The sequence below is a fragment of the Micromonospora sp. ATA51 genome (assembly GCF_016802855.1).
GTDB lineage: Bacteria > Actinomycetota > Actinomycetes > Mycobacteriales > Micromonosporaceae > Micromonospora > Micromonospora sicca.
This window is the reverse complement of record NZ_JAEVHJ010000041.1, coordinates 19,105-32,361: the sequence shown is the minus strand read 5'-3', so window position 1 is coordinate 32,361 and position 13,257 is coordinate 19,105. Positions and strand designations below refer to the sequence as shown.

Genomic DNA, 13,257 nt, shown 5'->3' with positions numbered 1-13,257 from the left:
GTGGCGGGAGCGGCAGCGCCGCGCGGTACGGGCGCACGCCGCGGCGGACGAGCGGGCCCGCGCGGCCGAGCAGGCGGAGGCGGCCGAGCTGGTCGCCTGGTTCGTCGCCGAGGCGACCCGGCGCGGCCTGCGCACCACCCGGCTCGTCGCCCGGTCCTACGACGGCCGGAGCCGCTACCGCACCCGGCTCACCGGCTGGTACGTCGACCGCGCCCGCAGTCGGCCGTGGACACCGAGAGGCGCTTCCACCTGCTGACCGTCCCGGCCAGCGTGCGGTCCCGGCTCTTCGGCGCGGATCCCCGGCCCGACCCGGCGCCGCTGGTGGTCGGGCGGGGCGGTCGCGACGGCGAGTCGATCCCGCTGCGCGACCTGCTCCACCGCCGGCTGGCCGCCGGCGACGACTGGGACTGAGCCGGCTCAGCGCCGCCCGGTCACCCGCTCCCGCGCCGTGCGCCGCGGGATCCGGCCGACGTGCCACCACCAGAGCTGCTGCACGACCAGGGTCAGCATCCCGGCCAGCACGATCGCGCACAGGTTGATCACCAGCTGGAGCGCCGAACCGCCGGCCTCGGGCCACACTCCGTACGCGGCGGCGACGGCGACGTTCGCGGCGGCCGGCACGGTGGTGACCGAGATCAGCACCCCGACCAGGGAGCCGGACTTCTTCGCCGTCAACGAGAGCATGCCGGCCACGCCGGCGAGCAGGCCGACCACCCAGGAGAGCGCGTCCGGCCGCCAGATGAAGTCGGTCAGCGGACGCTCGGCCAGCAGCATCCCCCGGTCGACCAGCCCGGCGGCGGTGAGCGCCCAGGTGCTCAGCACGGTGCCCAGCATGGCCGCCAGGAAGCCCACCACCAGGGCCTTGATCGAACGGCCGATGACGCGTGGATTGCGGCGCAGCAGGGCTACGCAGAGCGCCGCCAGCGGGCCGAACTCGGGACCGACCACCATCGCGCCGACGATCAGGATGGGCTGGTCGAGCAGGACCCCGATGCCGGCGATCATGGTGGCGACGATGATCAGCACCAGGAAGGTGCCGGTCAGCACCGTCTGCTCGCCGGTCTTGGCCGCGATCTCGTCCCAGACCACCGCGTCCTCGCCGTGCCCCGGAGCGTCGCGGGCCGCCTGTTCCGCGGCCGAGGAGAGGGTCAGCTCGACGTCGTCGGCCGAGATTCCACCCCGGGCCTCCACGCCGAGGTCCTGGAGTTGCCGCAGCAGGTGGTCGGCGCTCTCCCGGACGACGTCGCAGAGGATGAGGTCACCGGCCGGCTGACGGGCGGCGCCGGGGACGACGGCCAGGTGCGCGACGCCCGGGTCGTCGGCGAGGAGATCCGCCACCGCCGCCGACTGGTCGGTCGGCGCGATGATCCTCAGATGCAGCACGGGGAGGCTCCTGGATTCGGGCGGCCGTCCCGCCGCCGGCCGCGAACTCTACCGTCCGTCCCGGTCTGGGCTCCTCCCGATGCCCATGGCCTGGCTCCATCGGCCGGGCGGCGCGGATCCCGGCGAGACCGACCAGCACGCCAAATGGGACGAAACCGCCTGCTGATCTGGATCGTTGAGCGCGTGTAAGCTGCCGCACTCCCACGAGGAATCCTCATGCTCCTGACGGAACGGATTCACCTGTCGCCGCCGGACGTCGGCCCGGCCGAGGAAGCCGGCGTGCTCCGGGCGCTGCGGTCGGGGTGGGTCGCGCCGCTGGGCCCCGAGGTGGACGCGTTCGAGCGGGAGGTGGCCGAGCGGGTGGGTGTCCGGCACGCGCTGGCCCTCAACTCCGGGACCGCGGCCCTGCACCTCGCCCTGCTCGCCCTCGGCGCCGGACCGGGACAGGTCGTCATCGTGCCGACGCTGACCTTCGTCGCCACCGCCAACGCGGCCGTCTACACCGGAGCCACCCCGGTCTTCGTGGACTGCGACCCCGCCACCGGCAACATCGACGTCGCGCTGGCCGCGGAACTGATCGACCGGCTACGGCGCGCCGGGCGGCGCATCGCCGCCCTCGTCCCGGTCGACATGTTCGGCAGCTGCGCGGACTACGACGCGCTGCTGGGCCTCTGCCGGGATGCGGAGGTGCCCGTCGTCGAGGACGCGGCGGAAGCCCTCGGCGCCTCCTACCGGGGCCGGGCGGCCGGCTCGTTCGGCGACGCCGGCGTGCTCTCGTTCAACGGCAACAAGATGATCACCACCTCCGGCGGCGGGATGCTGCTCTCGGACGAGGCGGCGCTGATCGCCCGGGCCCGCCACCTGTCCACCCAGGCCCGTCGTCCCGCCGTGCACTACGAACACGACGAGGTGGGCTACAACTACCGGCTCAGCAACGTGCTCGCCGCGCTGGGCCGGGCCCAGCTCGGCCGCCTGGACGACATGCTGGACCGGCGCCGCCGCCTCCGGGAGCACTACGCCAAGCTCTTCGCCGCCGTACCCGGGGTCGAGGTCCTGGCCGACGGGGATCCGGGGGGCAACTGTTGGCTCACCGTCATCGTCGTCGACCCCGAGCGCGCCGGCTGGCGGGCCGGTGACCTGGGGGCACACCTCGCCGCGGCGGAGATCGAGACCCGGCCGGTCTGGAAGCCGATGCACCTCCAGCCCCTCTTCGCCGGCGCCGGGGCGCTGCTCAGCGGCGCCGCGGAGCGGCTCTTCGAGCGGGGCCTCGCCCTGCCGAGCGGATCCGCGCTGACCGAGGAGCAGATCTCCCGGGTCACCGCCGCCATCACCGAATTCCTCGGGGCGCATCCGTGACCGCTCGGCACCGCGCGGCCGACCACGTGGCGTACGACCGGGTGAAGCGCGCCATGGACGTGGTGGTGGCCGGCCTGCTGCTCGTCGCCACCGCACCGGTCATGCTGTTCGTCGCGACCGCGATCCTCGTCGGCACGGGCCGGCCGGTCCTGTTCCGGCAGCACCGGCCGGGCCGGCACGGCGCCCTGTTCACCCTGGTCAAGTTCCGGACCATGCGGCCGTCCGGGCGGATGTCGGTCGACCCGCGGGACGACGGGGACCGACTCACCCCGCTCGGCCGCTGGCTGCGGGCCACCAGCCTGGACGAGCTGCCCACGCTCTGGAACGTCCTGCGGGGCGACATGAGCCTGGTCGGGCCGCGTCCCCTGCTCCCCCAGTACCTGGACCGGTACAGCCCGAGGGAGGCCCGGCGGCACGAGGTACGACCGGGGGTCACCGGACTGGCCCAGGTACGGGGCCGCAACGAGTTGGACTGGACGGCGCGGTTCGAGTACGACGTCTGGTACGTGGATCACCGGAGCCTCCACCTCGACCTGCGGATCCTCGGGGAGACGGCGGTGGCGGTGTTCCGCAGAACCGGGATCAGCGCCCCGGACGCCCCCACCGCGCACGAGTTCGTCCGGGTCCCGGCGGGACACGCCGCGGGCGCCGGCGGCAGCGACCGGTCGGAGGAGCGGGTGGCATGACGGTGGACCTGGTGATCGTGGGTTGCGGCGGACACGGCCGCGAGCTGTTCGGGATCGTGCAGGCGATCAACGGAACCCACCCGGCCCGGCCGAGGTGGCGCGTCCTCGGGTTCGTCGACGACCGGCCGTCGGAGGTGAACCTCAAGCGACTTCAGCGGCTCGACGCGGCGTACCTCGGTGGCACGGACCGGCTGCGCGACCTGCCGGGCCCGGCCCACCACGTGCTCGGGGTCGGGGACCCCCGGGTGCGCCGGCTGATCGACCAGCGGATCGCCGACCTCGGGCTGCCCGCGGCCAGCCTGGTGCATCCGCTGGCCAGCGTGGGCGCGGACCTGGTGCACGGGGAGGGCCTGGTGGCGTTCGCCGGGGCCCGGGTGACGACCAACGTCCGGCTGGGCCGGCACGTGCACCTCAACCAGAACGCCACCGTGGGGCACGACAGCGTGCTCGCCGACTTCGTGTCGGTGAACCCGCTCGCCGCGGTCTCCGGCGCCTGCCACTTGGACTCCGGGGTGCTCATCGGCACCACCGCCGCGGTCCTGCAGGGCCTGCGGGTCGGCGCGACGCCACGGTGGGCGCCGGCGCGTGCGTGGTCCGGGACGTGCCGCCCGGCTCGGTGGTCAAGGGGGTGCCCGCACGATGACGGGCACCCGCCGAACCGGGCCGACGGCCCCGGAGAACGGAGGTGTGCCCATGCCGGCCCTGCGCGTGTGCGTCGTGCTGAAGACCAACAGCGGCGGTCTGTGGATCGTCCCGCAGGTGGAGGAGCTGCGCCGCCGCGGGCACGAGGTGGCGGTCGTGCTGCCGCCGGGGCCCGGGCGGCTCCCCTCGGAGCTGGACCGCCGCGGGATCCCGGTCCTCGACGCCGGCTTCGACTTCCGCCTCCGCCCCCAACTCAGGACCCTCCGCGGGCTGCGCAGGCTGCGCCGCCTCGTCCGCGACTTCCGGCCCGACGTGCTGCACTACCACCTGTACGCCTCGGCGCTGGCCACCCGCTTCGCGACGCTCGGCCTCCCGGCCCGCCGGGTGCACATGTCGGCCGGGCCGCTGTACCTGGAGTCGCCCACGATCCGGCCGGTGGAACGGCTGCTCTGGCGCCTCGACGACACGGTGATCTGCGGTACCGCGTACACCTCGGAGCTGTACGGCCGCCTCGGCGTCCCGGCGGACCGCCGGCCGGTGGTGACCTACGGGGTGGACACGGACCGGTTCAGCGTACGGCCGCCGGACGGCGTTCCCGGCGGGCACCGGGACGAGGTGCGGGCCAAGGCCCGGGCCGAGCTCGGCATCGACCAGGACGCGTTCGTCGCCATCATGGTCGCCTACGTCTACGCGCCCAAACGGCTGGCGCACCACGGGCGCGGGATCAAGGGCCACGACGTGCTGCTGGCGGCGTGGCGGACGTTCCACGCGCGGCACCCGCGCTCCCGGCTGCTCCTGGTGGGCGGGGGGTGGACCGCGGCCGGCGAGGCGCACCGACGGGACCTGGTCGACCGCTTCGGACTCGACGACGATCCCAGCGTCACCTGGCTCGAATCGGTGCCCGACGTGCGGCCCTGCTACCGGGCCGCCGACGTCAGCGTCAGCCCGTCGCTCTCCGAGGGCCACGGCGCCGCGGTCGAGGCGAGCGCGATGGGCGTGCCCAGCATCGTCAGCGACGCGGGCGGGCTGCCGGAGACCGTCGACGAGGACTCCGGCTGGGTGGTGCCACGCGCCGACGTGCCGGCGCTGACGGCCGCCCTGTCCCGCGCGTACGCGGAGTTCGAGGACGGCCGGCTGGCGCGCCGCGGCGCGCAGGCCCGGGACCGGGCGGTGCGCCTGTTCGACAATCGGGTGGCGGCCGCCGCCGTGGCGGACGTCATCGAGCGGACCGCCCGGCCCTGACGTGATCCGCCGCCCCCGTCCCGGCGGATGGCGGGGCGGGGCGGCGGTGGCCGCAGCACGATGGTCGGTCCGGTTCGGCGTGGGACGCCTAGCGGGTCGGTGCGACGCGCCCGGCGACCTCCCGGAGCAGCACCAGATAGCGGGCCAACTGGTCGTCCCGGAAGAGACCGTCCAGGGCCGACGCCGGCAGGGCCGGGATCCGGCCGCTCCGCTCCTTCATCGCCAGCCAGGCGCGCAGCTGCTCCGCGATCGCCTGCTTGTCGTTGCGGACGACGCCGGCGCCACGGGCGCGGATGAGGTTCGCCGCGACCCCCGACTCGTATCCGAGCAGCAGGATCGGACGCCGGGCGAACAGGTAGTCGAAGATCTTCCCGGTCACCGTGCCGGCGTCCCGCGGGTCGTTCCACATCAGCAGCACCAGGACGTCCGCCTCGGCCTGGATGCGCCAGGACTTCTCGGCGGACACCTGGCCGAGGAGGGTGACGGAGTCGGCCACCCCGGTCCGCTCCACCGCCCGCCGCACGATGCCGTTGTCCTCACCGGCGAACACGACGTGCACCCGGGCGGCGTCCTCGCCGAGCGAGGCCACGGCCTCCAGCAGCGGGCCGGGATCGCGCCGGCCCGGGTAGACGTACCCGGTGTGGGCCAGGGTCAGGGTCGCCGCCGCGTGGTCGGCCCGGGCCTGCGGGCCGGCGACCGGCTCGGCGGACGTGGCCGGCGGACGTCGGTCGATGCCGTTCATGACGACCCGGGTGTGCACCCCGAGGGTGCGGCGCATCGCCTCCGCCAGCGGCTCGGAGACGGTGACGGACGCGGCCGCCGACCGGAGCAGACGCCGTTCCAGCCGGCGGTCGACCGACCGGCGGACGCGGGTGCGGACCCAGTACTCGTTGCCGACCGACCACAGGTCCCGGTAGTCGGCGACCCAGGGCACGTCCAGTCGGCGGGCCAGTCGCGCGGCCACCGCGAACACCGAGAAGGGCGGTCCGGTGGCGAGGATGACGTCGGGCCGCCAGCCGTCGCGGGTGTCCAGGAAGCGCCGGACCGCGGCCAGATCCAGTTGACCTGGGAGTCCGGGACGAGCAGTTCGGAGCCGGCCTTCCACACCCAGCGGTTGACCGCGAGGCGGAGGTCGGCGGCCCGGGCCCGCGCGGCCGTAGCCGGGCGGGACGCGGTGGCGTCGGCTCCGTCGGCTGCCGCGGCGGGCGAGCGGCGCAGGCGGGGCAGCCGGGGCACCGGCGCGACCCGCACGATGTGCCGTTCGGGCACGTCCGGCACCGGGTTCTCGAGGTCCGGCGTGCCGGTGGTGAGGACTCGGACGTCCCACTGCCGCTCGGCCGCGTACCGGGCGAGGGCGGCGGGCCGCCGGGCGCCCACCGAGTCGGCGGGCGGGAAGTGGTAGGCGACGATCAGCAGCCGAAGCGGTGCGTCCGTCCCGCCCACGGAATCCGGGGGCTGCAGCGGGTTGTCCATCGGGTCCTCCTGTTCGACCGACATTCAGGTCAACGACCCAGCCGTCGGTGGGCAGCGCATTTCGCCGTGAAAGGTGCAAATGGTACGGGCGTCAGTCGCTCAGCGCGGCGGCCCGGACCGGCACGAGTCGCGGGCCGGCGGCGGCCTGTCGCGCCCGCCGACTGTCCACGGTGACCGCGCGCAGCGACATCAGCCATGCCGCCCCGTACGCGACGGCCCCCGAGACGCCGAGGGCCCAGATCGCGGTCAGCGCGGACGCGCCGGACCGGGCGGCTGCGACGACCGCCCCGGTCACCAGCACGACCCGGCCCACGTCCCAGGCCAACTGGAGCCCCTGGCGCTCGAGCACGATCAGCGTCTGGGACAACGGCGAGGCGATGATCTGGGCGGCCATGTAGAGCGCGAGCGCCTGGGTGTACGCCCCGCTGGTGCGCCACGGCGCGCCGAACACGACAGCGAACACCGCCGGCGCCCCCAGGACCACGGCCAGCGCCGCCGGCCCGGCCACCAGGGTCAGTTTCCTGCTGGCGCCGACGAAGATCCGCCGTGCTCCCTCGCCGTCCCCCCGGACCGCCCGCGAGATCTCCGCGAGGTACACCTGGGCGACCGCCGACGCGACCAGCGCGGCGGGCATCGCGATCACCCGCTGGGTCAACCCGAGGTAACCGGCGACGGAAGCCGGGTACCAGTACGCGATGAACAGGATCGGCAACTGGAGCCCGAGGATGTTGAGCAGCCCCGACGGCGCCAGCAGGAGCGGGAACCGGCGATAGCGCACCGCGCTCTCCCACAGGTGCCGCAGCCGTCGGCCCGCCCTGACCTCCGGATCGGCCGACCGCGCCCCGGGGAGCAGCACGAGCGCGCCGACGACCTGGCCCATTCCCAGCCCCAGGGACAGGCCGCCGGACCGCAGACCGCCGGCCCCCGCCACCACCTGGGTCGTCACCATCGTCGCGGACTGGAGGAAGTTGCGCCGGCCGATTGAGCCGTAGCGGCGGTGCCGGATGGCCATCTGGTTGAGCACCAGCACCGCCGCGGTGGCGGCGGCGGCCGGCGGCACCAGCCACAACCAGGGCCGCAGCTCGGGCCGGCCGAAGAGTCCGGCGACACCGTCACCGACCAGCAGGACCGCCACCGTGCCCAGCAGCGCCGTGGCCGCCGCCGCGGCCAGCCCGAGGGCCACCAGAGCCTGCGCGTCCCGCTCCCGCTCCGGCAGTGGGACGGCCAACTCGAAGCGGAACGCGGCCACCGTGCCGATCGTCGTGACCAGGGCGGCGACGATGGTGAACACGCCGAAGTCGGCAGGGCTGTACAACCTGGCCAGCAGGGGGGCCGCCGCCAGGGCGAGGACCTGACCGCCGGCGGAGCCCGCCGCGATGCTCAGCACCCCACGCCGGCTCGCCGTCATCCGGCCACGGACGGCGCGGAGCCGGCTCACCGAGCCGCCCTTCCCCCTCCGGTCCCGGCGGGCCGCCCGAGCGGGGCCGCCTCCGCCGGGTACGTGCCGGGCGGGCCGGGGCTCCGCCCGGGACCCGAGACCGGTCGCCGCGGTCGTTGTCGTCCGTCCCCCGCCACCCCGTCGCCGGGGGAGGGCCGGGCCGCCGGGCCGTCCAGGACGGACGGCTGGGGGCCGGGCCGGCCCTTCACCCGCATCCAGGTCAGCACCAGGATCCCGAGGGCGAGCGCGGTGAACAGCGGCCGGTCGGCGTTGACGTCACCCGACGTCGACACCGCCACCACGGCGAACACCAGGAGGCCGAGCACGAAACCGGCCGCCGAGTCGACCCGGGCGGCGCCCCACAGCCGCGCCGCCACCACCACGGTCGCCAGAATGAACCCGCCGCCGACCAGCCAACCGGCCTCGGCGGGCAGTTCCAGCCACAGGTTGTGCGGATAGTTGAAGGACAGCAACCCGGAGACGTCGCTCCAGTTCCCGTAGCCGACGCCGCCACGGTATTCCGCGATCATGGACAGCGTGCGCTGTCGCATCTCCGCCCGCGCCGAGTCGAAGAGTTCGTCCGACGGGTCGACGATGAGGGCGTACATCCGGGGCGGCAGCAGCCGGGGCAGCGTCATGACCGTGACGACCAGGCCGGCCATCAGCGTGACGCCGATCCATTCCCGCTTGCCCCGAGCGGTCTTCCGACGCAGCCCGGCGAGGACCAGAACGAACAGCCCGAGGACGGTCGCCACCAGCGGCCCACGGGAACCGGTGGCGAACATCCCGAGGGAGAGCAGCACCGTCAGCGAGGCTGCCAGCCACATGGCCAGCCACCGCTGGAAGTACAGCCAGGCGACGGCGATCAACGCGGCGCCGATGGCGCGCGCCAGCCAGATCGGATTGGAGCCGAATCCGTCCGACCGGCCACCCGAGTCGCCTGCCGTCAGCGCGGCGACGGCCAGGATCACCGCGGACAGGATCAGCAGCCAGGCGAACATCCGCAGGTCCCGCCGCCCGCGGACGATCGCCACGGCAAGCGTGGAGAGCAGGGTCAGCGTCATCAGCAGGACGACCTTCTGCCGTCCGTAGTCAATCTCCGGCCAATGCAGGAGGGCGGGCAGCGCCAGCCCGCCGAAGAGCAGCAGGATCCAGCCGACCACCACCCGCGCCGCGGTCGTCCGCCGGCTGAACTCGTGGAGCAGCAGCGGCAGGGCCAGCCCCGCCGCCGTGAAGAGGAAGGTCCTGCCGATCAGGCGGGGAAACTGGTCGAAGTTCAGGAACAGCACGAGCGTGACCGCCCGGACGGTGCTCGACGCGAAACCGGACCGGGCGTCCCCCGCCACGTCCGTCCGTGGCCGGGAAGCGGAGCCCGCCGGGTCCGCGCCGGCCGACCATGGAGGCGCCGGCTCGGTGGCCACGCCCTCACGCAACATCATCAGGTTGATCCTCCAGCAACGAGTCGGCCGAAACTCAACGAGCGGCAGGCCCGTTCAGGTGCGCGTCGAGATGGGCTGCCCTGCCCGCGCTCAGCTTCCGGACCGCCTGGTAGAAGTCGCGCCGGCGGGACGAGAGCACGTCGGCGGAGTACGACGAGGCCAGGTCGAGGTTCCGGCGGGACGCCTCGGCCAGCCGGTCCGGGTCGGCCAGCAGACCGCCGATCGCGGTCGCGAGGGCCGCCGGATCGCCCGGCGGCACCAGGCAGCCGGCGGGCAGCAGCTCGGGGATGCCGCCGGCCGTCGAGCCGATCGCCGGCAGTGCCCGCGCCATCGCCTCGATCAGCGCCCGGGGCAGCCCCTCGGTGCGGGACGGCATGACGAACAGGTCCGCGCCGTCCAGCAGGCTGCGCAGGTCCTCGGTCGACGGCAGCCAACCGGCGAGCGTGACCTGACCGGTCAGCCCCCGCGCGACGATCAGCTCCTCGATCCCGGGCTGGTGGCGCCCGACGCCAACGTGCACGAGCCGGTGCCGCTGCCCGGCGTCACGCAGCCGGGCCAGCGCCTCCACCAGCGTGTCGATGCCCTTGTACAACTGCTCGAGCGAGCCCACCGACACCAGCGTCGCCGATCGGACCGGCGCGTCGTACGTCCTCGGCGTCGCCACGAAGGCGGCGGCCGGCAGGTCGACCGAGGAGATGCCGACGCTCACCGCCGACGGGGACGCCGGGTAGCGCGCCTGCAGGGTCCGCCGGGTCTCGTACGACACGGCGACCGCCGACCCGCACTGGCGCTGCATGGCCGAGGTGGCCCAACGGCGCAGCACCGGCCGGAGGGGATGGTCGACGACCCCCCGGGACAGGACCACGTAGGGGTCGCCGATGGCCTCGCAGGCGTACGGCCGGCCGCGCCGGTCCAGGTCGCGGCTGATCAGGTTCGCGATCGGTGACGGCACCCGGAGGATGACCGCGTCCGCGTCCGCGACGGCGGCCAGCGCCGCGCGCCGGATCGCGGGCCGCCTCAGGAGGAACTGGACCGGTCCCTCGTAGTACGGCACTCCCCGGACCTCCACCCCGGGACCGTCGACCCGGGCCGCTCCGGCCGGTGCCTCGTCGACGTCCCTGACCCGGGCCACCACCCGGACCTGTTCGAACGCCGCCAGGTACCGCGTCCAGATGGCGTGGTCCGGGCCGACCTGGACCCACACCCGCCCGTCCGGGGTCCGCAGGAACCGGGACTCGGTGGTGATGACGACCTGCGCCACGATGCTCCTCAGCTGTTCGAGAGTGGGGACGGGGGACGGCGGCCCGTCGTCACGTGGACGCGGTCCGGTACCACTCGAAGGCGCGTCGGACGCCCTCCTCCAGCGGCACGGTGGGCTCGAAGCCGGTCAGCCGGCGCAGCCGGGTCAGGTCCGGGCACCGCCGGTGCACCGAGCGCGACGGCGCGGGCAACGGTTGTACGGTCGGCGTCACGCCGGCGAGGCGCAGCACGATCTTGGCCAGGTCGGCGATGTTGGTCTGTTCGCTGTCGTTGCCGATGTGGACGATCTGCCCCTCGGCCGCGGGGGTGGCCATCAGCCGGAGGACCGCCTCGACGGCGTCGTCGACGTGGCAGAAGGCGCGATACTGGTCCGCCCCCCACACCCGGAACGGGTCCTCCCCCCGCAGGGCGCGCAGCGCCATCTCGGGGATGACGTGGTCGGCTCCCATCCGGGGACCGTAGACATTGTGGAAACGGCCGACGACGGTGGCGCAGCCCCGCGCGGGCGCGCCATGCAGCAGCATGGCCTCCCCGGCGAGCTTGCTGATCGCGTACGCCAGCCGGGGCGACGTCACGTCGGCGATCATGACGGCGACATCCTCGGCGGTCGGCACCGGCACGATCCCGGCGTCCACCCCGCCGGCGTACACCTCGCTGGTGGAGCTGAAGAAGACCCGTCGACCAGGGGTCAGCCAGTCCAGCAGGTGCGACACGACAAGCGTGTTGACCCGGAGCACCCGGGCCGGATCGGCCTCCACGTTCCGCACGCCGACCACCGCGGCCAGCAGGTAGACCTCCGTCACGTCCCGGGGCAGCGCCGACCAGGCCTCCGGCGCGGTGAGGTCCGCCGAGACGATCTCGACCAGCGGGCTGTCGCGCAACGCGGCGACCCGCTGGTCGTTCCGGCCACGGGAGAAGTCGTCCACGACGACCACCCGGCGGCCGTCGGCGACGAGCCGTTCCACCAGGTGGAGTCCGATGAACCCGGCCCCGCCGAGCACCAGCGCGCGGGTCATGCCGGCACCGCCGTTCTCGGGGTGGCGGGGTCCACCGGCAGGTAGCCGATGCCGGCGTACCGGACCCCGGCCGCGCGGACCGCCGACTCGTCGAGGATCCGCCACGAGTCGAACACCACCCGGATCCGCGTCCCGGGCAGCATCGCGCCGATCTCGACCGTCCGGTAGTCCGGGTGGTCGTTCAGCACGAGCACGGCGTCGGCCTCCGCGAACGCCTTGTCCAGGCTGGTCGGCTCACCGCCGTGCTGCCGGATCACGTCGTCGCTCACCATCGGGTCGTGCCCGAGCACCACGAGGCCGGCGTCGCGGAAGACCGGCAGCATGGTGGTGACCGGGGTGCCGCGCATGTCGTCGGTGGCCGGCCAGCCCTTGTAGGCCCAGCCCAGCACCGCGAGCCGGCGCCCGGCAGCGGGCCGCACTCCTGCCGCATCAGCTCCACCATCCGGGCGGCGACGTGGGCCGGCAGGTGCTCATTGAGCTGCCGCGCCGCCCCGACCAGGGAAGGCGGGCGCGCCCCGGCGCTCGCCACCATCAGGTACGGGTCCTTGGAGAGGCAGCCCCCGCCGACGTAGCCGGGCTTGCACAGGTCCGGGCGGGGGTAGTCGAGGTTCGCGGCGCGGATGACCTCCAACGGGTCGAGCCGGTGCGTCTCGGCGACGAGCGCCAGCTCGTTGCCGAACGAATAGATCAGGTCGGTGTGGCAGTTGTTGGCCAGCTTCACCAGCTCGGCCGCCTCCAGGCTGGACACCGGAACCACCTGGCGGGCCAGCCCGGCGAAGAGCGCCACCCCCGCGGCGCGGCTCGCCTCGTCCAGACCGCCGACGACCTGCGGCAGCTCGACCAGCTCGCGGAGCGCCTGCCCCTGGATCGTCCGCTCGGGCGCCATGACCAGTCGCACGTCGTCGCCCCAGGCCCGGCGCAGCGCCGGCAGCACCACCCGCCGGCTCGTGCCGACCGGCACCGTGCTGCGCACCACCACCGGGGTCCCCGGGCGGCACCGGCGCGCCACCTCCTCGGCCGCGGCGGCCAGGTTCTCCAGTCGGGGCTGGTGGGTGGACTCGTCGACCGGGGTCGAGACGCAGAGCACCACCGCGTCGAGGTCGGCGGGGAGCGCGTCGACCACGTGCAGCGTCGACCCGGTCCGCTCCGCGAAGATCCGCTCGATGCCCGGTTCGAAGATGTGCAGCCGACCCGCCCGCAGCGACTCCCGTACGCGGGGCTGCGTGTCGACGCCGTGCACCTCGTACCCGTTGTCGGCCAGCGCGGCGGCGAGCGTCACGCCGACATAACCGAGCCCGACAACGCCGATCCTCTGATACAAC

At 74.4% G+C, this 13,257-nt stretch carries 12 protein-coding genes and 2 pseudogenes; 5 read left to right on the top strand and 9 right to left on the bottom strand.

The window, feature by feature from the left end; genetic code table 11:
* Nucleotides 1-411 (top strand): annotated as a pseudogene (locus tag JNW87_RS09915) (hypothetical protein); the annotation flags it as partial.
* Nucleotides 412-417: 6 nt separating this feature from the next.
* On the opposite strand, the gene JNW87_RS09910 reads toward JNW87_RS09915, so the two are convergent.
* Nucleotides 418-1,383 carry a DUF389 domain-containing protein gene (locus tag JNW87_RS09910; RefSeq protein WP_109803327.1) on the bottom strand — a complete coding sequence of 322 codons (966 nt, stop codon included), beginning with the start codon at nt 1,381-1,383 and terminating at the stop codon, nt 418-420.
* A gap of 216 nt (nt 1,384-1,599) precedes the next feature.
* Here JNW87_RS09910 and JNW87_RS09905 point away from each other — a divergent pair, with 216 nt between their 5' ends.
* From JNW87_RS09905 to JNW87_RS09895, 3 genes and pseudogenes are all read left to right on the top strand, one after another.
* Nucleotides 1,600-2,739, top strand: a complete 1,140-nt coding sequence (locus JNW87_RS09905) for a DegT/DnrJ/EryC1/StrS aminotransferase family protein (protein ID WP_109803326.1) — start codon at nt 1,600-1,602, stop codon at nt 2,737-2,739.
* Nucleotides 2,736-3,425 (top strand): sugar transferase, encoded by a 690-nt coding sequence (locus tag JNW87_RS09900; protein WP_304598695.1) that lies wholly within the window; start codon nt 2,736-2,738, stop codon nt 3,423-3,425. Before JNW87_RS09905 ends, JNW87_RS09900 begins: the two co-directional genes overlap by 4 nt.
* Nucleotides 3,422-3,625, top strand: a pseudogene (locus JNW87_RS09895) (sugar acetyltransferase); the annotation flags it as partial. The gene JNW87_RS09900 and the pseudogene JNW87_RS09895, both read left to right, overlap by 4 nt.
* On the opposite strand, the gene JNW87_RS09890 reads toward JNW87_RS09895, so the two are convergent.
* The gene (locus JNW87_RS09890; RefSeq protein ID WP_238453538.1) at nt 3,577-3,945 is read right to left on the bottom strand and encodes a hypothetical protein; all 369 of its coding nucleotides are present in this window, start codon (nt 3,943-3,945) and stop codon (nt 3,577-3,579) included. The pseudogene JNW87_RS09895 and the gene JNW87_RS09890 overlap by 49 nt on opposite strands.
* A 173-nt stretch (nt 3,946-4,118) precedes the next feature.
* Here JNW87_RS09890 and JNW87_RS09885 point away from each other — a divergent pair, with 173 nt between their 5' ends.
* Nucleotides 4,119-5,309: a glycosyltransferase gene (locus tag JNW87_RS09885; protein ID WP_109803324.1), complete on the top strand. Its 1,191-nt coding sequence runs from the start codon at nt 4,119-4,121 to the stop codon at nt 5,307-5,309.
* An 88-nt stretch (nt 5,310-5,397) separates the two neighbouring features.
* Here JNW87_RS09885 and JNW87_RS09880 read toward each other — a convergent pair whose 3' ends face one another.
* The 7 genes from JNW87_RS09880 to JNW87_RS09850 form a co-directional block, all read right to left on the bottom strand.
* Nucleotides 5,398-6,636: a glycosyltransferase gene (locus tag JNW87_RS09880; protein WP_309233926.1), complete on the bottom strand. Its 1,239-nt coding sequence runs from the start codon at nt 6,634-6,636 to the stop codon at nt 5,398-5,400.
* Nucleotides 6,637-6,873: 237 nt separating this feature from the next.
* Complete coding sequence (locus JNW87_RS09875; protein ID WP_109803322.1) at nt 6,874-8,220, bottom strand: lipopolysaccharide biosynthesis protein; 1,347 nt, start codon at nt 8,218-8,220, stop codon at nt 6,874-6,876.
* Nucleotides 8,217-9,659, bottom strand: a complete 1,443-nt coding sequence (locus JNW87_RS09870) for an O-antigen ligase (RefSeq protein WP_109803321.1) — start codon at nt 9,657-9,659, stop codon at nt 8,217-8,219. The genes JNW87_RS09875 and JNW87_RS09870 overlap by 4 nt, the downstream gene beginning before the upstream one ends.
* A 34-nt stretch (nt 9,660-9,693) precedes the next feature.
* Nucleotides 9,694-10,920 carry a glycosyltransferase family 4 protein gene (locus JNW87_RS09865; RefSeq protein ID WP_109803320.1) on the bottom strand — a complete coding sequence of 409 codons (1,227 nt, stop codon included), beginning with the start codon at nt 10,918-10,920 and terminating at the stop codon, nt 9,694-9,696.
* Nucleotides 10,921-10,969: 49 nt separating this feature from the next.
* Entirely contained in the window at nt 10,970-11,935 is a 966-nt protein-coding gene (locus JNW87_RS09860; protein WP_109803319.1) for an NAD(P)-dependent oxidoreductase, read from the bottom strand.
* Nucleotides 11,932-12,282, bottom strand: a complete 351-nt coding sequence (locus JNW87_RS09855) for a UDP-glucose/GDP-mannose dehydrogenase family protein (protein WP_238453536.1) — start codon at nt 12,280-12,282, stop codon at nt 11,932-11,934. Before JNW87_RS09855 ends, JNW87_RS09860 begins: the two co-directional genes overlap by 4 nt.
* The gene (locus JNW87_RS09850; protein WP_238453535.1) at nt 12,201-13,256 is read right to left on the bottom strand and encodes a nucleotide sugar dehydrogenase; all 1,056 of its coding nucleotides are present in this window, start codon (nt 13,254-13,256) and stop codon (nt 12,201-12,203) included. The genes JNW87_RS09855 and JNW87_RS09850 overlap by 82 nt, the downstream gene beginning before the upstream one ends.
* Between the last annotated feature and the right edge of the window lies 1 nt (nt 13,257).